Raw genomic sequence first — 18,907 nt, forward strand, 5'->3', positions numbered from 1 at the left:
ATTTTAATAAGTAAAATGATTATTTTATTCTCTAGGAAGGAGCATTTAAGTGGAAAATGTATTAAATATGATAAATGAATATTCTTCATTTATTGTGATAGGATTATTTATAATTACTATATTATTATTTATAATAGTAATAGTATTAATTAAGTCAGTAAATAAATTAGAAGCAAAATATAGAAGAATGATGAGAGGTATAAACGGTAAAAATTTAGAAGAACTAATTAACACTAAATTAGATGAAATTGATAATGCATTAAATAATTCTAATGAAGCTTTAAATGAGTGTAAAGTAATCAAGGAAGAAATAAAAGGTTGTGTAAATAAAGTCGCAATTATGAGATATAAGGCATTTTCAGATGTTGGAAGTGATTTAAGTTTTTCAATAGCAATTTTAGACTCATATAATGATGGGATAATATTAACTGGAATATATGCAAGACAAGAAAGTACTACATATGCAAAACCGATAGATAAAGGTATATCAAGATATGATTTATCTGAAGAAGAAATACATGTCCTTAATGAAGCAATTAACAAATAGAAAAGAGAGTAACTTTTTATTTTAAGTTACTCTCTTTTATTTATTAGAGGCAATTAATGGTATCTAATGTGTTATTAAAATACTTTGGATTATTATCTAGTGATTTTAAAATAAAATGATAAATACCTTTTGATATACAGTCTGCTAATGACATAACTGTATGAAGTTTGGTGTTTTGAAGTACTAAAAACTCAAAGTTACCACTTATATTTACTATTCCTGTTATACTAAGATCACCGACTGATGGTAAATTCTTATTCATTGCTAAACCAGGCTTAATTGGTTTTTCTTGTATAAATACTTTGCCAATAGTATTTAATTTTCCTAAGCAAGCATCTATTGCAATAACATATGGATCTTTAAAATTAGAATATATTTTATCTATAAATTGAGACAAGTTCTGTGAATGTATAGGATTCTCTAATGAACCATAAATATGAATATTATTTCTAGATATAAAATTTAACTTATAGCCAACTAGTGGTCCTAAGGAGTCACCAGTAGATCTATCAGAACCTATGCAAAGAAAAACAATATCTTTATTACTTTTAATTAAATCATTAAGTTTATTACATAAGAAATCCCTAATTTCTATATATGAATTAGGAAGTGTTGAATCAACTGAAAAAATTTCACTCATAAAATAACCTCCTTTATTGAAATTATTGACAATAAAGGAGGCTGATATTCAAAACTAAATATTAAATTATATAATTTCTACAGTTTTTAACACTTTGTAAGAGATAACCATGAAAATACAAAATATCATTCCTCTAAGTCCATCCAGTTGAAGTCCTACAAATATTGATACTAATGTTGCAATAGGACTTATACCTAGAGAAGAGCTCATAATTTTAGGTTCTAAAAGCTGTCTTGTTACAGAAACTAGTATATATAAAATTATTAATCCTACTGAAACAAATATATTTCCATTAAAGAAAAAGTATATTGCTAATGGAATATATACGCATGCCATTCCTACTATAGGTAATAAATCTAAAAGTCCAGATAGAATACTAAGTAATAACGCATAATCAATATTAAATATTGAAAAACCAATAAATGTTATAAACATACTAACAAAGATTAAAAACATATATGCTGAAATATAGTTTAACAACATTTTTTTACCATGTTTAATAGCATGAGAAATTTTTTTGTTGGTTTTATTTAATATATAAATAAAATTAGATGAATTTTCTCTACATAAACTTTCAGTAAAAAAATAGGTTGATAATATAGTAAAAGCTATTGTCATACCTATATAAGGTACATATCCAAAAAACGAAAGTATTATAGATAGTAATGACTTAAATCCATCAACACCAACGGATAAAAATTTATTTATAGATTGATTAAATGTAGTAGTTATAGTATCCCATACAGATGGGTCAAGATTTATTTTCTTCAATATTGTTTCGAAAAATAAGCCTAGCTCACTAAAATATGATGATGAGTTATTAGTAACAAGTTCTTGAAGGCTTTTTGTTAATGATATTAACTCTCCTGTTAGAGATGCTAATCCAACTACTGCAATAACTATAAAAATAGTAAAAAATATTATTGTAGAAATTAATGAAGAAAGCCAAGAGCTTAATTTAAGTTTTTTCATTAGATATTTGGTTGGTATCCTTAGAATTAAAGCAAATATCATTGCTATAACAAAGGGGAATGTGAATTTTATTGTACTTACAAAAAATATAAAGATAAATGTATAAATTACAAAAAACAAAACAGTTTTTGTAATTTTATCTTGTAAGCTATCAATTTCATTGTCCAAAGTATTTACCTCCTTAGAGTACTAATTTTATTTATAGAACTTAAAACATAATTTATTTCATCTTTAGTGGTAAAATAACCTAAACTTAATCGAACACTACCAGTTGGATAACTTCCTAGTGTTTGGTGAGCTAATGGAGAACAATGCAAACCAGATCTATTTTTAATACCGAATTCAGAATCTAAAATATAGGACAGTTCGGAAGTTTCAATACCATCAATATTAAAAGAGCTACAAGTAGTAGACTTAATTCCAGTAATATCCCCATAATAAGTAATATTTTTAATATTTAAAAGTTCATTTATGAAATATTTATAAAGTGAGTTGTTATGCTCATAAATAGTAGATAACCCCTCATTGTTAATAAACTTTATACCTTCTGATAAACCTACAATTCCTGGCATATTTAATGTTCCAGATTCAAATTTATCAGGAAGAAAATCAGGTTGAGTAAAGGAGTGAGATGAACTCCCAGTTCCACCAAGTATAGTTGGATAGCAGATTTCATTAAATTTATTATCTATTATAAAACCACCAATACCTTGAGGGCCAAATAAGCCTTTATGTCCAGTAAAGGCTAATGCACTTAAATTTAATTCTTTAAAATCAGTTTTTAGAACTCCTGCTCCTTGAGCTGTATCGAGAATAAAGAAAATATCATTATCTTTACATATTTTACCTATTTCTTTTATTGGTTGTATACTTCCACAAACATTTGATGCTTGAGTCAAAACAACTAATTTAGTATTTGGTTTTATTGATTTTAAAATATCATTTGGAGATACAAATCCATACTCATTAGCTTTAACTATGTCTAATGTTATATTTTTAGTTTCCTTTAAATGATAAAGAGGTCTAATTACAGAATTATGTTCCATTGATGATGTTATTACATGGTCACCGTAAGATAAGCTCCCTAAAAGAAGCATATTTAAAGATGTAGTTACATTATTAGTAAATATAACATTTTCCATAGTGTTAAAATTAAAAAAATCACATAATAAGCTTCTAGCTTCAAAGAGAATACGATTAGTTTCTAAGGCATTATTATGATTAGAGCGATTGGCATTACCACCTATATTTAATAAAAAGTTGTACATTTCATCTATAACTTTTTTAGGCTTTGGAAAAGTAGTACTTGCATTGTCTAAATATATATTCATTTTATACTCCTTTTATATTATTAATAATTATATAAATGATAAAAAAATAATATAATTATAGATTTATATTATTTTAATTATAAAATATTGCAATTAAATATACAAAAAATATACCAAATATCTAAATTATATTACTATTTAAAAATTAAAATATATATACTATAATTAGTATTATTAAAATTACAATTATTTTAGGAGGAAAAATGAAATATTACATTATAGTATTTAAAAATACTTTAGATGCAATGACAGCAGAAAAGGTATTAAAGATGCAAGAAGTAGAATTTAAAATGATGCCTACACCTACTGTAATAACTCAAAGTTGTGGGTTGTGTGTAAGAATAGAAAAAAAAGAATACATAAGTAAAATAATAGAAGATAAATTAATAGAATATAAAAATATATTTATAAAAAATGAATTGGGATATGAAAATGTTATATAAGTGGAGGTAAAGAAATGGGTAGTTACTTAGCTTTTTTTAAGCTTGCGTCCACAGATGGAGGATACAAAGTACAAATAGAATGGGAAAATTTAGAAAAGGTATTAGATAAAGGACTAAAGATAATATCTATCTTAATTTTAATGTATTTTATAATTAAGATAGGAGATAAGATCATAGATAAATTTGTTGAAAAGCAAATTAAAAGTAAATTAAGTTTTTCAATGAATAAACAAAAGGCTCTTACTGTTGGAGCAATTTTAAAAAGTTCTTTAAAGTATTTAGTATATATAGCCGGTGCAGGATGGATTATAACAAGTACACTTAATATATCAGTAGCTATGCTTGGAGCTGGAGGCTTTGTAATAGGTATAGGAGCTCAAAGTCTTGTCAAGGATTTAATTAACGGATTTTTTATACTATTTGAGGATCAATATGGGGTAGGAGATCATGTTACCATAGGATCTTATAGCGGTATAGTAGAAACTATAGGTATAAGAACTACAGTCTTAAGAGATTTTACAGGAGATTTACATGTTATAACAAATGGTTCTATATTAGAGGTAACAAACCATTCAAGAGGAGATATAAGGTTTATTGTTGATGTTGAAATAGCATATGAAGAAAGTGTAGACAGAACTATCGATTTAATAGGAAAAGTATGCGAAGCTTTTGAAAGAAATAATGAAGATGAAATAAGAGGAAAGATAGAAGTTTTAGGAGTTACCTCCTTAAATGCATCAGGAGTAACTATTAGAGTGGTAGGAAAAGCTAAGCCATTAACTCAATGGAGAATGGAGAGAGAACTAAGAAAAGACATTAAAAAAGCTTTGGATGCAGAAGGAATCGAAATTCCATATCCAAAGACTCAATTAATCAATAGCAAATAATTAAAAAAAGGGAATAAGAAGGAGAAAGGGAGAAAAATGATAGAAACTTTTGAATTAGGTGATATTGTTGAGATGAAAAAGCAACATCCTTGTGGAAATAAAAATTTTGAGGTAATTAGAGTAGGTGCAGATATCAAAATAAAATGTACTGAATGTGGAAGAATAATAATGATTCCACGTAGTAAATTCCAAAAAGATGCAAAAAAAATAGTTAATTAATAGTAATTTCAATAAAAAACTTGCAAAACAAAATTTCGAATGATAAAATATTAAATTGTAATCCCTGCTGTGTAAAGCACAGCCATGGTCCGAGGGGAGGAGGTGAAAATGATGAGAAAGTACGAAACTATATTTATACTACACCCATCATTAGATGAAGAAGCTTGTAAAGCTAACATCGAAAAGTTTAAGGGTGTAATAGAAAATGGTGGAGGAACTATAGAAAATGTTGACGTTTGGGGCAGAAGAAAGCTTGCTTACGAAATTTCAAAAGTTAACGAAGGTTTCTATACGTTAATCAACTTCAATGCTGATTCTGACCTACCTAAAGAGTTAGACAGAATATTCAGAATTACTGATGGTGTTGTAAGACACATAATCGTTAAACAAGAAGCGTAAGAGGTGATATTGTATGAATAAGGTAATACTTATTGGAAGACTCACTAAAGATCCAGAATTAAACTTTGCAGCTGGCAGCGGTACTGCTGTTACAAGATTTTCTTTAGCTGTTACAAGACCGTTTAAAAAGGATGAAACTGATTTTATCAACTGTATAGCTTTTGGTAAAACTGGAGAGACAATAGCACAATATCTTACAAAAGGTAGACAGCTAGCTGTTACTGGAAGCATTAGAACTGGTAGTTATGATGCAAAAGATGGTACAAAAAGATATACAACTGATATAGTTGTAGATTCATTTGAATTTATCGGTTCAGGAAACGCTGGTGGTGGAAGAGACCAAAGTTCATCACAAGGTGGATGGGGATCTTCAAATTCTGATTATTCAGCGCCATCAAGAAATACTTTTGATGCGCCAAATTTTGAGGAAGACATGACTCCTGTAGATGATGGAGATATGCCTTTCTAGGATGTCTAAATTTTTAATAAGGAGGAACTAAGCATGAGAGATATGAAGAGATCTGGAAAAATGAGAAGATCTAAGAGAAAAGTATGTGCTTTCTGCGTAGAAAAAGCTGAAGTTATAGATTACAAAGATATAACTAAGTTAAGAAAGTTCGTTACAGAAAGAGGTAAGATATTACCAAGAAGAATTTCTGGAACTTGCGCTAAGCACCAAAGACAATTAACATCTGCTATAAAGAGATCAAGAAATATAGCATTATTACCATTCACAACTGAGTAGTAATTGTGAGCCCCTGCTTTGTCAGGGGTTTTTTGCTATAGAAAAACCATAACAATTTACAAATATTGTAATATAACTCTATAATTTGTTGCATTAATAATAAATTATAATTAAAATATAAATACAAGGGTATTTATAGGGGTGAGAGTTATGAAGAGAGATGATTTAAATATAATGGCTAATATAAAAATGATAGAAAAGCTAAAAGCTAATTTACTATGTATAATAGGAGAATTTTATCATTTACTTACGAAGGGAAGTAACGTAGCTCAGGATGCGATTTTAAATTGCATATCTGGTGCAATATTAGTTTTATATGTATTAGCACAAAAGTTAGGTTATTCATGTCAAGATGTAGATGATGATATGAAGGTTAAATTACAAAATGGAATAGTAGAGGGGCATGAATATGAAAAGGATGGTAGAAGTCTAAGTAAACTTCAAGTACATTTAAAGGAGCACCATTAAATTTATGATATGGGATAATTTGAAGAATAAGAAATTAAAGAATATCAGTCAGATAATAGTACCTCTAGTATTTGTAGTATCATGTATATCATTTTATTATATTAAAAGTGCATTGTTAGGATCTATATTAATGGCAATATATATATTATTTAACTTAACAGAATATATTGCTAGAAATAAAAATCAAGAGTATATTGAAGAGATTAAAATAAATATAAATGATGCCATAAATAATAATATGTTAGGCTTGATATTTCCTGTTGCAATAATAAAAAGCAATGGAGAAATAATATGGAAGAATAATAAGTTTCAAGAATTTACAGAGGAAGATTCAGTAGGATTGAATGTTGTTAGTATAGCTAGGGGATTAAACTTAGCTAGGCTTTTGACATGTGATGAGGATTTACATCAAAAAATTAAAATATCAGATGCATTATATAAAGTATATGCAAGTAAAGTAAAAGAAAATACTATGCTAAACGAAGATATTTACGTTGTGTATTTTAATAACATAAGTAATTTAAAGAATATAGAGAATACTAAAGAAAGTGTAATGCTAATAGAAGTAGATAATCTATCAGAAGTATTAGAAACAGTTCAAGAAAGTGATAGGCCTATGCTTGTTGCAGAAATAGAAAAGTCTATCAATGTATATGCTCAAAAATTAAAGGCAATGATAGTTAAGTATGATTCTAATAAATATGTTCTTTCACTTCAAGATAAGTACATAGATGAAGAAATTAACAACAAATTTTCAATTCTAGAAAGTATATCTAAAATTGATAGAGGAAATAAGTTAGAAGTAACTCTTAGTATGGGTATTGGTAGAAGTGGAACTTGTCCTCAAGAGAATTATAACTTTGCAGTTACAGCTAAAGAATTAGCCTTAGGTAGAGGTGGAGATCAAGTAGTTGTAAAGAGCAATGAGAAAATTAAATTCTTTGGAGGAAATACTAGAGAAATTGAAAAGAGAACAAGAGTAAGAGCTAGAGTTATATCTCATGCTTTAAAGGAATTAATATATGAAAGTAGTAATGTGTTTATAATAGGTCATACAAGTCCAGATATGGATTGCTTTGGATCAGCTCTTGGTATATCTTCAGTTGTAAAACAATTAGGTAAACCATGCAACATTATACTAAATAATGATACTAATGCTATAGAGTATTTTCTATCTAAATTAAAGAGTGATAATAGATATGAAGATTTATTTATTACCTCAGAGGATGCAACAAAGGAGATTAATGATAAATCATTATTAATAATTGTTGATGTTCACAATAAAAGTTATGTGCAAGATTTAAATATAATAGAAAAAGCACAGAGAAAAATAATAATAGACCATCATAGGAGAAGTCCTGATATAATAGAAGGGGCAATATTAAGCTATATAGAAGTTTACGCATCATCTACATCAGAGATGGTAACTGAAATTATTCAATATATGGTTCAAAAACCAAATATGACGAAGTTAGAAGCAGAAGGGCTGCTAGCAGGTATATTCATGGATACAAAGGGATTCTCTTTTAAATCAGGAGTTAGAACCTTTGATGCTGCATCCTTCTTAAGATCTATGGGTGCTGATACAATAGAAGTTAAGAAGATGTTTATGGATAACATAGAGGATTACTTATTAATTGCAGATACTATAAAATCAGCGGTAATTAAAAAAGGTGTTGCAATAGCTGTAGCTCCAAATAAAATGAAAAAGAGTTTTATGGTAGCTAGAGCGGCAGATGAACTTTTAAGCATATCAGGAATAAAGGTTTGCTTTGTATTAGCAAAAATCAATGGTGATGTTATAATAAGTGGTAGATCAATGGGAGATATAAATGTTCAAATAATATTAGAAGCCATTGGTGGTGGTGGCCATATGAATATGGCAGGAGCAAAACTAAATAACATTTCAACTAATAAAGCAGTAGAAATACTAAAAGAATCAATAACAAAACATTTAAGGGTGGGTGAATAACATGAAAGTAATATTATTACAAGATGTTAAAAAATTAGGTAAAAAAGGTGATGTTATAGAAGCATCAGATGGATATGCAAGAAATTATTTATTTCCAAGAAAATTAGCAGAAGAAGCTAATAATAATAACATGCATATATTAAATACAAAAAAAGAAAATGAAAGAAAGAAAAAATTAGCTGAAATAGAAGCGGCACAAAAATTAGCAGGAGAGTTAAAAGGTAAGGAAGTAACTCTTAAAGCTAAAGTTGGAGATAGTGGTAGGTTATTTGGAGCTATAACTAACAAAGATGTAGCAGAATTAATAAATAAACAATTCAGCCTTTCAATAGATAAGAAGAAAATAGTTATGGATACAATAAAGGTTGCAGGTGGCTATGATATAGAAATTAAATTATATCCAGAGGTAACTACTAAGATGAAAGTAATTATTGTTCCGCAAGCATAAGGAGGACTAGACTTGAAGGAATACAACGAAACAAATTTAGAGAGTTTGTTAGAGAGTGATTTATCATTAGATGCAAAAGTTAATGTAATACATCAAATACTTAATAATATATTAGATGAGGGAGCTGTAAGAGCTAGAACAGTAAGATTTAAACTTCAAAAGCATGTTAACTCTCCAAATGTATATGAAAGAGTATATGCATTAAATATGATTGCTTCAGATGGCAAAGGTGTAAAAACAATTCCTAATGAAGATAGTGTTAATGGTGTATTAGAAGATACTATATATTATATATCAGAAAATATAGCTAGAAAGTATGTACAGAATAAGGTAGAAAGCCAGGTTGAGAAGGCTTTAGCAGAGAGACAAGATAAGTTTATGGATGATATAAAGTTATCTATAATAAAGAAACAAAAGGGACCAGAAAGTGGAAAGACTACTAAGAAGTTAGAAAGATTAGAAGCTTTAGATGCTAAAAAAATAAACAAGAATGTAATGAGTTTATTAAGACCAAGTGAATTTGATGAAGTTATTGGTCAAAAAAGAGCTGTAAAGTCACTGGTTTCTAAAATGTCCTCACCATATCCTCAACACATACTTTTATATGGACCTCCAGGAGTTGGAAAAACTTCTGCTGCTAGATTAGCATTAGAGGCTGCTAAAAAACTAAGATTTACACCTTTTGATGATGAATCAAAGTTTGTAGAAGTAGATGGAACAACTTTAAGATGGGATCCAAGAGAAATTACCAATCCTTTATTAGGTTCAGTTCATGATCCTATATATCAAGGAAGTAAAAAGGATTTAGCAGAAATAGGAGTACCAGAGCCAAAGACTGGATTAGTAACAGAGGCTCATGGTGGAGTATTATTTATAGATGAAATAGGAGAACTTGATGATATACTTCAAAATAAGTTACTAAAGGTATTAGAAGATAAAAGAGTAGAATACTCATCATCATATTATGATCCAGATGATGAAAATACGCCTAAATACATTAAGTATTTATTTGAAAATGGTGCACCAGCTGACTTTGTTTTAATTGGAGCAACTACAAAGGATCCAGGACAAATAAATCCAGCACTAAGATCAAGATGTACAGAAGTATATTTTGAACCTTTATCATCAAAAGATATAGAAGGTATAATAGAAAATGCAGCTAAGAAGTTAAAAGTTACTCTAGAAGATGGAGTAGCAGAGTTTATTAGTAGATATACCATAGAAGGTAGAAAGGCTGTAAATATACTATCAGATGCATATGGATATGCATTATATAATTTAGATAGTGAATCAGATGCTAATCACTATATATCTCTTAACGATGTAGAAGAAGTAATTTCAATAGGTAGATATTCACCATATGAAATAATAGAAGATATCGATAAGTATGAAATAGGTCATATATATGGTTTAGGTGTAAGTGGATTTATAGGATCAACATTAGAAATAGAAGCAGCAGTATTCCCGGCCAAGAAAAAGGGAATGGGAACTATTAAGTTTAATGAAACAGCTGGTTCTATGGCAAAGGATTCTGTATTTAATGCAGCTTCAGTTATTAGAAAAATAACAGAAAAAGATATAAAAGATTATGATATACACGTTAATGTAGTTGGTGGAGGAAAAATAGATGGACCTTCAGCAGGTGTTGCAATAACTGTGTGTATAATAAGTGCTTTACTTGAAAAACCTATAAGACAAGATATAGCTATTACCGGGGAAATATCATTAAGAGGTAATGTGAAGCCAGTAGGTGGTATTTTTGAAAAAATATATGGAGCTAGAAGAAAGGGAATTAAGCTTGTAATAATTCCTAAAGCAAATGAAAAAGAAGTTCCACTAGAGCTAGATGATATAGAAGTTAAATCTATAGATCATATAGAAGAAGTAATGGATATAGTATTTGAAAAGTAATTAAAGGTTAAGCTTCCTATAGAAGGGAGCTTAATTTTATTTATATATTTAAATAACTTTGATATAATGTATCTATTAACAAAAGTAAGGAGGTTACTTATGGAAGCACCAATTATGAGAAGTCTACCTCAAAGTATAGAGGCTGAACAATCAGTTATAGGATCTATGATAATAGATAAAAGTGCTATAGCAAAGGTGTTAGAAAAACTTAAAGAAGATGATTTCTATAGAGATGGACATAAGGTTTTATATAAGGCTATAAGGGATATGTTCTCACAAGATATGGCTATAGACTTAGTAACCTTATTAGAATATCTAAAGTCAACAGATATGCTTGAAAAAGCTGGTGGAGTAACTTACATATCAGAACTAAGTGCTTCAGTTCCAACTACAGCAAATTTAAGTGCATATATTAAAATAGTAGAAGATAAATCTTTATTAAGAAAATTAATTAAGTCATCAACGGCTATAATAGAAGAAAGCTATAATATGCAAGACAAGGTTGATGATGTACTAGATTTAGCACAAAAGAAGATTTTTGATATAGCAGAAAAAAAAGGTTCAAATGAATATGAAGCATTATCAACAGTATTAGAAAGAGGATTTTTAGAGATAGAAAGACTTTTTAATAATAAAGGAACTATAACGGGTGTAGGTTCTGGAATAAGAGATTTAGATGCCAAAACATCTGGATTTCAAAAAGGTGATATGGTTCTAATAGCAGCAAGACCATCAATGGGAAAAACAACATTTTCACTAAATATAGCAGAAAATGCAGCATTAAGAGAGGGAAAAAGTGTTGTTATATTCTCCTTAGAAATGTCTAAAGAGCAACTTGCATATAAGTTATTATGCTCTGAGGCAAATGTAGATATGTTAAAACTTAGAACAGGTAATTTAGATGATGATGATTGGGAAAGAATAGCAAGAGCTACAGGTCCTTTATCTAAAGCTAAAATTTTTATTGATGATACAGCTGGTTTAAGTGTAATGGAAATGAGATCTAAGTGTAGAAAAATAAAAATGGAACATGGTATAGATATGATTCTTATAGACTATCTACAGCTTATGTCAGGTAGTTCTGGAAGTGAGAGTAGACAACAAGAAGTATCAGAAATATCAAGATCTATAAAAGCATTAGCTAAGGAAATGTCTTGTCCTGTAATAGCATTATCACAGCTTTCACGTGCCCCTGAGCAAAGAGCAGATCACAGACCTATGTTATCTGACTTAAGAGAATCAGGATCAATAGAACAAGATGCTGACGTTGTAATGTTCCTATATAGAGATGAGTATTATAATAAAGAAACTGAAGAAAAAAATATTGGTGAATGTATTATTGCTAAACAAAGAAATGGCCCAGTTGGAACGGTTAAAATGGCGTGGATTGGAGCTCATAGTAAGTTTGCCAATCTAGAACTAGTTTATAAAGACTAAAAAAGCTGTGCAAGTGCATAGCTTTTTTATTAATCTTTAGAATTGATAATTTTTGGTATTTTTAAATAAATTAAATTAGCACAAATAATATTTTCAATTTTATCAATATCAATATTTTTTAAATAAAAAGATCTTTTATATTTTATAGAATTATTATTTTTATTTTTTAAGGATAAATTGAAAATAAGAAAATTATTTATATATTTTACTAAGATTTCATCCTTTGATAATCCTCTAAGAGATATATAAACATCATAAAAATTATTATTTTGAGTTATATTAAATATTGGAGTTTGATTCGAGTTTAAGGAGTTATTTTCTAAAACATAGTCTTTCTTAATAGCCTTATTATATAGTTTTAAATCAGTATTTTTAAAATTCATAATACCATACCTCCTTATATATAGTTTTTCTATAATAGAACAAGCTATACTATGAGGGATATGGTGATAAATATAATAATAATTAAATTAAGTAAATTTAGAAATTACATATAAAATTTAGGAGGAAAGTATGAAGAAAATAGGATTTATAGGTTGTGGAAATATGGGAAAATCAATGTTATCAGGTTTATTAAAATCAGATGATATTGATAAAAATAATATATTAGTATCAACACGAACAAAAGTTTCAGCAGAAAAATTAGAAAAAGAATTAGGAATAAATGTTACATTAAAAAATGTAGAGGTAGCAAAATTTTCAGATATACTATTTTTAGCAGTTAAGCCTAATATGTATAAAAGTGTTATCGAAGAGATAAAAGATTATATAAAAGATAATGTTGTTATAGTAACAATAGCAGCTGGAATATTACTTGATGATGTTGAACAGTGGTTTGAAAAAGATGTGAAAATAGTAAAGACAATGCCAAACACACCTGCATTAGTAGGTGAAGGAATGTCAGCCATTTGTCCTAATAAATTAGTTGAAGAAGATGAAATAAATTATATTTGTAATTTATATACTAATTTTGGAAAATACGAAATTTTAGAAGAAAAATATTTTCATGGATTTATAGCATTATGTGGTTCATCTCCAGCATATGTTTTTATGTTTATAGAAGCTATGGCAGATGCAGCTGTAAAACTTGGAATACCGAGAAAGCAAGCTTATATAATGGCCTCACAAAGTATTTTAGGATCAGCTAAACTAGCATTAGAAACAGGAAAACATCCAGGGGATCTAAAGGATATGGTTTGTTCACCAGGGGGAACTACTATAGAAGCTGTAACTGAGTTAGAAAATCAAGGCTTTAGAAATTCCATTATAAAAGCAATGGAAAAGTGTGCAGATAAATCTAAAAATATGTAAAAGTGAAAGAGTAAGCCTTATAAATAATTTCTAAGGCTTACTCTTTTTTTATAGTCTAGCTACACCACTTTTAATCGCTGCTTCCATTACAGCTTTTGCAACTAATTTTTGAACTTTAATATCAAATGCTTTAGGTAGTATAAAATCAGGATTTAAATTTTCTTTAGAAACAGCATTAGCTATAGCATATGCTGCTGCAATTTTCATATCTTCATTAATATCTGTAGCTCTAACATCTAATGCCCCTCTAAATATTCCAGGGAATGCTAAAACGTTATTTACTTGATTAGGAAAATCTGAACGCCCAGTACCTATAACCTTAGCACCAGCATTTTTTGCACAATCAGGGAATATTTCAGGAATTGGGTTTGCCATGGCAAATATAATAGAATCAGAATTCATAGATTTAACCATTTCTTCTGAAACTAAATTTGGAGCGGAAACTCCTATAAAAACATCAGCATTTTTAATTGCATCTTTTAATAAGCCTGTTTCATTATTAAAGTTAGTTATTTCTGAAAGTTCTTTAATTGAATCATTAATAAAATCCATATCTCTATGAATAATTCCAAGCTTATCACACATTATTATATTTTTAACACCACATGATAAAAGAAGTTTACAAATAGCAGAACCAGCAGAACCAGCACCATTTATAACAACTTTAATAGTTTCAATTTTTTTATTTACTATTTTTAAAGCATTAATTAAGCCAGCAAGAACAACTATAGCAGTTCCATGCTGATCATCATGGAAGACAGGTATATCTAATTTTTCCTTTAATCTTTTTTCTATTTCAAAACATCTAGGTGCAGAAATATCTTCAAGATTTATACCTCCTAGAGTAGGAGCAATTCTAGATATTGTATCAACAATTTCATCAGTATCTTTAGTATCTAAAACAATAGGAAATGCATCTACGTCTCCAAATTCCTTAAATAGAATTGATTTTCCCTCCATAACAGGTAAAGCAGCTAGTGGGCCGATATCTCCAAGACCAAGCACAGCAGTTCCATCAGATATAACTGCTACAGTATTCCATTTTCTTGTATATAAATAAGCTTTTGATGGATCTTTATGTATTTCTCTACATGGTTCAGCTACACCAGGAGTATAAGCTAAACTTAGATCTTTTTCATTTTCTATTTTACATCTAGAGGTAATTTCAAGTTTACCTCTTAATTCTTCATGATATTTTAATGCTTCCTCGTAAATATTCATAAAAACACCTCTTTTAAATTTATAGAATAAATTATATTAATTAACTTAAAATAAAACATATAACATAATAATTATACGAATTATTATAAAACAATGCAAAAAAATATTCGCAAAAAAAGTTGAAAGTTTTTAATTACTTTGCTAGTATGATATGTGGAGATTGTAATTAGCAATCAAAATAATGTTTAATTAAGACTTTTATAGTCTTTAAATAAGGAGGCAGGATAAATGTCAGCGTTTATTGTTCTAGGAGCTCAATGGGGAGATGAAGGAAAAGGAAAGATGACAGATTACTTGGCAGAAGAGGCTCAAGTTGTAGTTAGATTCCAAGGAGGAAATAATGCAGGTCATACAGTTGAGGTTGGTGATAAGCAATATAAGCTTCATTTAATTCCATCAGGAGTATTATATGATGATAAGTTAAATGTTATAGGTAATGGAGTTGTAGTAGATCCAAAAGCTTTATTCACTGAAATAGACTATTTAGAAGGTGAAGGAGTAAAGGTTACACCAGAAAAACTTATAGTGAGTGACAGAGCTCAAGTTATCATGCCATATCACAAAGTTTTAGATATATTAAAAGAAAAAGCAAGAGGAAAAAATGATATAGGAACAACTTGTAAAGGAATAGGACCTTGCTATACAGATAAATTTGAAAGATGTGGTATAAGAATTTGCGATCTTATGCACAAAGAAGTATTTGAAGCTAAGCTAAAAGAAAATATAGAAATGAAAAATGCATACATAACAAAGGTATTAGGTGGAGAAGCATTAAATTACGATGAAATACTTGCTGAATACTTAGGTTTTGCAGAAAGATTAAGACCATTCGTTCAAGATACATCAGTTAGAGTATATGATGAAATAAAGAAGGATAAAACTGTACTATTTGAAGGTGCTCAAGGAATGTTACTAGATATAGATTATGGAACTTATCCTTATGTAACTTCATCAAACACTACAGCAGGTGGAGTAAGCAATGGTGTTGGTATAGGACCAACAATGATTACTAATGCAGTTGGTATTGCAAAGGCATATACAACAAGAGTTGGTAAAGGACCTTTCCCAACAGAATTAAATGATGCAACTGGTGACTGGATTAGAGAAAAAGGTCATGAATATGGAGTAACTACTGGAAGATCAAGAAGATGTGGATGGTTAGATGCTGTTATATTAAAGACAACTGTAAGAGTATCAGGATTAACTTCTCTATGTGTAACTAAGATTGATACATTAGCAGGTTTAGAAACTCTAAAGGTTTGTGTTGGATATAAGTTTGAAGATAAGGTTATAGATTATTTCCCAGCAAGCTTAGAAGATTTAGCTAAGTGTGAACCAGTTTATGAAGAGTTTGAAGGCTGGGGTGAAGAAGTAGCAAATGCTAGAAGCTATGAAGAATTACCTGAAAATGCTAAGAAATACTTAAAGAGAATAGAAGAACTTACAGAAACTAAGATTTCTATAATTGGAGTAGGTCCAAGAAGAGATCAAACTATAAGAGTAACAAAAGAATTATAAAAGCAATATACCCAAATATTAAAAAATATTTGGGTATATTTTTATTATTTAAACACATAAATTATGGTAAAATATGATAGAATTAATATAAATAATATAAAGGTGAGGTAATTTATGGAATTAGGGAAAAGACGTTTAACTATAGGTGAAATATTGTCAAAAGCTTTAGATTTATTTACACAAAATTGGGTAGAACTATTAAAAATAATTGGGGTGTTTGCAGTTCCAATAGTAGTTTTAATAATTATTGCAATTGGTACAGGGGTAGGGATATCTGTAGTATCTAGTTATAGTTATTATGATGATCTTTCATATTTATTAGCTAATGTAACAGCTATTTTTGGAATTATGATAATAATATTATTGATATCATTAATATGTATGTATTGTAATTTTGCAGTAATTAAATTTTTAAATGATGCTAATAATGGAGTAGAAGCTACATGGAAAAACTCATTAAAGTATGTATGGAATAAAAAATGGAGCATTTTAGGGCTTACTATATTAGTTGCTTTAATGGGAATGGCATTTTCAATTATAATGATAATAAGTGTTATTATAATAACACTCCTTACACTAGGAATAGGTTTAGTATTAGTTATACCAGCTTTAATAGCTATAGCAATTATAATTGCACCAATCAATTTATTATTTAGTGTAATGTTAGTTGTTAGAGATTTAAGTGTTACAGAAGCTATATCAGAGACTTTTAGATTATTTAGAAAGGGTTTCTTCTGGAGGACTATAGGGAAGATGGCGGCTATTGGTGGTGTTACAGCTATTGCAGGTTTAGTATTAGTTATATTTGAGTTTATACCTTTTATAGGAGTGATAATTACTTTAGTAGGTAGTTTAGTTATACAAGCCTATACAATAGCTGCATGTATATTAGCTACAGTTGAAATAGATAATAAATCAGAAAATTTTGCAGATAATAATCCGATAATATAAATAATTAGAGTAGAAGCTTTGGATAAAGTTTCTACTCTTTTTTCAATTTAATTATGAGAATATATGAGAAGTTAAATAGATGTATTATATATATACTCTAATCTAATACTATAAATATAGAATTAGAAATGAGGTGTAAAGTAAATTATGATAACAAGAGATATGACTCTAAGCGAGGCTATAAACGAAAATCATCAAGCGCAACAAGTTTTAATGAGTTTTGGAATTGGATGTGGAGGAATTAATACTAATGAAATGATAACTCTAGAAGAGGTTTGCTTAAGACATGGTATTAATATAGAGGTAATATTGAAGCAAGTAAACTTTAACAGATATTATTAGATTATAATAAGAAAATTTATGTAAAATAATGCTATTTAGGAGTTTGACGTAAAAAAAAACTATGTATATAATTTTAATATAAGATTTAGAAAAAATAGTATAAGGATGGGTGAAAAATATGATAACTAAGGACATGACAATTGGTGAAGTTATAAGACAAAAAGAAAATGCAGCTGAAATATTAATGAGCTTTGGTATGGGATGTGTCGGATGTCCATCAGCACAAGCAGAAAGTATAGAAGAAGCAGCTGGTGTACATGGATTAAACTTAGAAGCATTACTAGAAGCATTAAATAAGTAATTAAATATAAAACTCTGTAGTAAAATTCTACAGAGTTTTTAGTTAATTTAAATTAATATTTAGCACTGTATATAGGAGGAGTTATGGGAAAGTTATATAGCAAAGAATATGAAGTACATTACTATGAAGTAGATAGTGAACTAAATTGCACAATAACTACACTAATAAATATTTTATGTGATGTTGGAACAACTCAATCAGAAATACTAGGAGGGGGAATAGAGTATTTAATTGATAGAAATATGGCATGGGTATTTTATCAATATAATATAAAAGTAAACAGGTATCCAAAGTGTGGAGAGAAGATAAAAGCTGAAACAAAGCCAATAGGATTTAAAAAATTCTATGCCTTAAGAGAATATAAAATATATGATAGTAATGGAAATATTATTGTAGAAGCAGAAGCGATATTCTTCCTAATAAATATAGAAAAAAGAAAAACTATGAGGGTTCCAAAAGAACAGTATGATATATATGGATTAGATGGGGATATGAAAGAAAGCTTTAAGATAGAAAGATTAGAAAGACTTCAAGAGCCTATGTTTGAAAAAGACTTTGAAGCAAGATATAGTGATATAGATTTTAATAGACATGTAAATAATACTAAATATATAGAATGGGCAATAGATTCATTACCAATTGATATTTTAAATAATTATAAGTTAGAAAGTATAAAAGTAACCTTTGAGAAAGAATGTATTTATGGAAGTAAAATAAATGTATTTTCATCATATAGAGAGGAAGAAGAGGGCTATTTAACTACTCTTCATAAAATAGAAAGTTCAGATGAAAAAGAGTTAACTAAATTAGTTGGTGTATGGAAGAAAATATAGAAAAGAAAAAA

At 28.5% G+C, this 18,907-nt stretch carries 23 protein-coding genes; 18 read left to right on the forward strand and 5 right to left on the reverse strand.

Going from position 1 to position 18,907, the window contains the following annotated elements:
* Window positions 1–49: 49 nt before the first annotated feature.
* Window positions 50–547, forward strand: coding sequence for a DUF4446 family protein (locus tag ACYQ1T_RS06250; protein WP_459833008.1), 498 nt, complete (start codon window positions 50–52; stop codon window positions 545–547).
* A gap of 43 nt (window positions 548–590) precedes the next feature.
* Here the strand turns inward: ACYQ1T_RS06250 and yyaC are convergent, their stop codons facing one another.
* From yyaC to ACYQ1T_RS06265, 3 genes are all read right to left on the reverse strand, one after another.
* A complete protein-coding gene (yyaC, locus tag ACYQ1T_RS06255) occupies window positions 591–1,187 on the reverse strand; it encodes a spore protease YyaC (RefSeq protein ID WP_459833010.1) in 597 nt (198 codons plus the stop codon).
* A gap of 66 nt (window positions 1,188–1,253) precedes the next feature.
* Window positions 1,254–2,327: a sporulation integral membrane protein YtvI gene (gene ytvI / locus ACYQ1T_RS06260; protein ID WP_459833012.1), complete on the reverse strand. Its 1,074-nt coding sequence runs from the start codon at window positions 2,325–2,327 to the stop codon at window positions 1,254–1,256.
* 5 nt (window positions 2,328–2,332) lie between these two features.
* Window positions 2,333–3,490 (reverse strand): aminotransferase class V-fold PLP-dependent enzyme, encoded by a 1,158-nt coding sequence (locus ACYQ1T_RS06265; protein WP_459833014.1) that lies wholly within the window; start codon window positions 3,488–3,490, stop codon window positions 2,333–2,335.
* A gap of 203 nt (window positions 3,491–3,693) precedes the next feature.
* Between ACYQ1T_RS06265 and ACYQ1T_RS06270 the strand changes: the two genes are divergently transcribed.
* From ACYQ1T_RS06270 to ACYQ1T_RS06320, 11 genes are all read left to right on the forward strand, one after another.
* A complete protein-coding gene (locus ACYQ1T_RS06270; RefSeq protein WP_459833016.1) occupies window positions 3,694–3,933 on the forward strand; it encodes a putative Se/S carrier protein in 240 nt (79 codons plus the stop codon).
* Window positions 3,934–3,947: 14 nt separating this feature from the next.
* A complete protein-coding gene (locus tag ACYQ1T_RS06275) occupies window positions 3,948–4,820 on the forward strand; it encodes a mechanosensitive ion channel family protein (protein ID WP_459833018.1) in 873 nt (290 codons plus the stop codon).
* Between the two features lie 36 nt (window positions 4,821–4,856).
* Window positions 4,857–5,039, forward strand: a complete 183-nt coding sequence (locus tag ACYQ1T_RS06280) for a DUF951 domain-containing protein (protein WP_459833020.1) — start codon at window positions 4,857–4,859, stop codon at window positions 5,037–5,039.
* A 111-nt stretch (window positions 5,040–5,150) separates the two neighbouring features.
* Window positions 5,151–5,438: a 30S ribosomal protein S6 gene (gene rpsF, locus ACYQ1T_RS06285; protein ID WP_459836472.1), complete on the forward strand. Its 288-nt coding sequence runs from the start codon at window positions 5,151–5,153 to the stop codon at window positions 5,436–5,438.
* 13 nt (window positions 5,439–5,451) lie between these two features.
* Entirely contained in the window at window positions 5,452–5,907 is a 456-nt protein-coding gene (locus tag ACYQ1T_RS06290; RefSeq protein WP_459833022.1) for a single-stranded DNA-binding protein, read from the forward strand.
* A 33-nt stretch (window positions 5,908–5,940) separates the two neighbouring features.
* The gene (gene rpsR / locus ACYQ1T_RS06295; protein WP_459833025.1) at window positions 5,941–6,183 is read left to right on the forward strand and encodes a 30S ribosomal protein S18; all 243 of its coding nucleotides are present in this window, start codon (window positions 5,941–5,943) and stop codon (window positions 6,181–6,183) included.
* A gap of 150 nt (window positions 6,184–6,333) precedes the next feature.
* Window positions 6,334–6,651 carry a MazG-like family protein gene (locus ACYQ1T_RS06300; RefSeq protein ID WP_459833027.1) on the forward strand — a complete coding sequence of 106 codons (318 nt, stop codon included), beginning with the start codon at window positions 6,334–6,336 and terminating at the stop codon, window positions 6,649–6,651.
* A 4-nt stretch (window positions 6,652–6,655) separates the two neighbouring features.
* On the forward strand, window positions 6,656–8,623 hold the full coding sequence (locus tag ACYQ1T_RS06305; RefSeq protein ID WP_459833029.1) for a DHH family phosphoesterase: 1,968 nt from the start codon (window positions 6,656–6,658) through the stop codon (window positions 8,621–8,623).
* 1 nt (window position 8,624) lies between these two features.
* Window positions 8,625–9,071 carry a 50S ribosomal protein L9 gene (rplI, locus tag ACYQ1T_RS06310; protein WP_459833032.1) on the forward strand — a complete coding sequence of 149 codons (447 nt, stop codon included), beginning with the start codon at window positions 8,625–8,627 and terminating at the stop codon, window positions 9,069–9,071.
* Between the two features lie 12 nt (window positions 9,072–9,083).
* The gene (lonC, locus tag ACYQ1T_RS06315; RefSeq protein WP_459833035.1) at window positions 9,084–10,982 is read left to right on the forward strand and encodes a Lon family ATP-dependent protease; all 1,899 of its coding nucleotides are present in this window, start codon (window positions 9,084–9,086) and stop codon (window positions 10,980–10,982) included.
* A 99-nt stretch (window positions 10,983–11,081) separates the two neighbouring features.
* Window positions 11,082–12,419, forward strand: a complete 1,338-nt coding sequence (locus ACYQ1T_RS06320) for a replicative DNA helicase (protein WP_459833037.1) — start codon at window positions 11,082–11,084, stop codon at window positions 12,417–12,419.
* Between the two features lie 29 nt (window positions 12,420–12,448).
* Here ACYQ1T_RS06320 and ACYQ1T_RS06325 read toward each other — a convergent pair whose 3' ends face one another.
* Window positions 12,449–12,802, reverse strand: a complete 354-nt coding sequence (locus ACYQ1T_RS06325) for an Hsp20/alpha crystallin family protein (RefSeq protein WP_459833040.1) — start codon at window positions 12,800–12,802, stop codon at window positions 12,449–12,451.
* Window positions 12,803–12,932: 130 nt separating this feature from the next.
* Between ACYQ1T_RS06325 and proC the strand changes: the two genes are divergently transcribed.
* Window positions 12,933–13,730 (forward strand): pyrroline-5-carboxylate reductase, encoded by a 798-nt coding sequence (gene proC, locus ACYQ1T_RS06330; protein WP_459833043.1) that lies wholly within the window; start codon window positions 12,933–12,935, stop codon window positions 13,728–13,730.
* 48 nt (window positions 13,731–13,778) lie between these two features.
* Here proC and ACYQ1T_RS06335 read toward each other — a convergent pair whose 3' ends face one another.
* The gene (locus ACYQ1T_RS06335) at window positions 13,779–14,951 is read right to left on the reverse strand and encodes an NAD(P)-dependent malic enzyme (protein WP_459833046.1); all 1,173 of its coding nucleotides are present in this window, start codon (window positions 14,949–14,951) and stop codon (window positions 13,779–13,781) included.
* A gap of 228 nt (window positions 14,952–15,179) precedes the next feature.
* Between ACYQ1T_RS06335 and ACYQ1T_RS06340 the strand changes: the two genes are divergently transcribed.
* From ACYQ1T_RS06340 to ACYQ1T_RS06360, 5 genes are all read left to right on the forward strand, one after another.
* On the forward strand, window positions 15,180–16,469 hold the full coding sequence (locus ACYQ1T_RS06340; RefSeq protein ID WP_459833049.1) for an adenylosuccinate synthase: 1,290 nt from the start codon (window positions 15,180–15,182) through the stop codon (window positions 16,467–16,469).
* Window positions 16,470–16,583: 114 nt separating this feature from the next.
* A complete protein-coding gene (locus ACYQ1T_RS06345) occupies window positions 16,584–17,420 on the forward strand; it encodes a hypothetical protein (protein WP_459833052.1) in 837 nt (278 codons plus the stop codon).
* A gap of 147 nt (window positions 17,421–17,567) precedes the next feature.
* The gene (locus ACYQ1T_RS06350) at window positions 17,568–17,762 is read left to right on the forward strand and encodes a DUF1858 domain-containing protein (RefSeq protein WP_459833055.1); all 195 of its coding nucleotides are present in this window, start codon (window positions 17,568–17,570) and stop codon (window positions 17,760–17,762) included.
* Between the two features lie 118 nt (window positions 17,763–17,880).
* Entirely contained in the window at window positions 17,881–18,063 is a 183-nt protein-coding gene (locus tag ACYQ1T_RS06355; protein ID WP_459833057.1) for a DUF1858 domain-containing protein, read from the forward strand.
* An 83-nt stretch (window positions 18,064–18,146) separates the two neighbouring features.
* The gene (locus tag ACYQ1T_RS06360) at window positions 18,147–18,896 is read left to right on the forward strand and encodes an acyl-[acyl-carrier-protein] thioesterase (RefSeq protein WP_459833062.1); all 750 of its coding nucleotides are present in this window, start codon (window positions 18,147–18,149) and stop codon (window positions 18,894–18,896) included.
* The last annotated feature ends 11 nt before the right edge of the window (window positions 18,897–18,907 follow it).

Source organism: Clostridium carnis, assembly GCF_054657435.1.

Excerpts from the sequence above, each read along its gene's own strand:
- ACYQ1T_RS06355 (WP_459833057.1), top strand. The coding sequence starts at position 17,881 with ATGATAACTAAGGACATGACAATTGGTGAAGTTATAAGACAAAAAGAA.
- proC (WP_459833043.1), top strand. The coding sequence starts at position 12,933 with ATGAAGAAAATAGGATTTATAGGTTGTGGAAATATGGGAAAATCAATG.
- ACYQ1T_RS06335 (WP_459833046.1), bottom strand. The coding sequence starts at position 14,951 with ATGAATATTTACGAGGAAGCATTAAAATATCATGAAGAATTAAGAGGT.
- ACYQ1T_RS06265 (WP_459833014.1), bottom strand. The coding sequence starts at position 3,490 with ATGAATATATATTTAGACAATGCAAGTACTACTTTTCCAAAGCCTAAA.
- rplI (WP_459833032.1), top strand. The coding sequence starts at position 8,625 with ATGAAAGTAATATTATTACAAGATGTTAAAAAATTAGGTAAAAAAGGT.
- ACYQ1T_RS06270 (WP_459833016.1), top strand. The coding sequence starts at position 3,694 with ATGAAATATTACATTATAGTATTTAAAAATACTTTAGATGCAATGACA.
- ACYQ1T_RS06320 (WP_459833037.1), top strand. The coding sequence starts at position 11,082 with ATGGAAGCACCAATTATGAGAAGTCTACCTCAAAGTATAGAGGCTGAA.
- ACYQ1T_RS06275 (WP_459833018.1), top strand. The coding sequence starts at position 3,948 with ATGGGTAGTTACTTAGCTTTTTTTAAGCTTGCGTCCACAGATGGAGGA.
- ACYQ1T_RS06305 (WP_459833029.1), top strand. The coding sequence starts at position 6,656 with ATGATATGGGATAATTTGAAGAATAAGAAATTAAAGAATATCAGTCAG.
- ACYQ1T_RS06340 (WP_459833049.1), top strand. The coding sequence starts at position 15,180 with ATGTCAGCGTTTATTGTTCTAGGAGCTCAATGGGGAGATGAAGGAAAA.
- ACYQ1T_RS06325 (WP_459833040.1), bottom strand. The coding sequence starts at position 12,802 with ATGAATTTTAAAAATACTGATTTAAAACTATATAATAAGGCTATTAAG.
- ACYQ1T_RS06280 (WP_459833020.1), top strand. The coding sequence starts at position 4,857 with ATGATAGAAACTTTTGAATTAGGTGATATTGTTGAGATGAAAAAGCAA.
- ACYQ1T_RS06290 (WP_459833022.1), top strand. The coding sequence starts at position 5,452 with ATGAATAAGGTAATACTTATTGGAAGACTCACTAAAGATCCAGAATTA.
- ACYQ1T_RS06345 (WP_459833052.1), top strand. The coding sequence starts at position 16,584 with ATGGAATTAGGGAAAAGACGTTTAACTATAGGTGAAATATTGTCAAAA.
- yyaC (WP_459833010.1), bottom strand. The coding sequence starts at position 1,187 with ATGAGTGAAATTTTTTCAGTTGATTCAACACTTCCTAATTCATATATA.
- rpsR (WP_459833025.1), top strand. The coding sequence starts at position 5,941 with ATGAGAGATATGAAGAGATCTGGAAAAATGAGAAGATCTAAGAGAAAA.
- rpsF (WP_459836472.1), top strand. The coding sequence starts at position 5,151 with ATGAGAAAGTACGAAACTATATTTATACTACACCCATCATTAGATGAA.
- ACYQ1T_RS06360 (WP_459833062.1), top strand. The coding sequence starts at position 18,147 with ATGGGAAAGTTATATAGCAAAGAATATGAAGTACATTACTATGAAGTA.
- ACYQ1T_RS06300 (WP_459833027.1), top strand. The coding sequence starts at position 6,334 with ATGAAGAGAGATGATTTAAATATAATGGCTAATATAAAAATGATAGAA.
- ACYQ1T_RS06350 (WP_459833055.1), top strand. The coding sequence starts at position 17,568 with ATGATAACAAGAGATATGACTCTAAGCGAGGCTATAAACGAAAATCAT.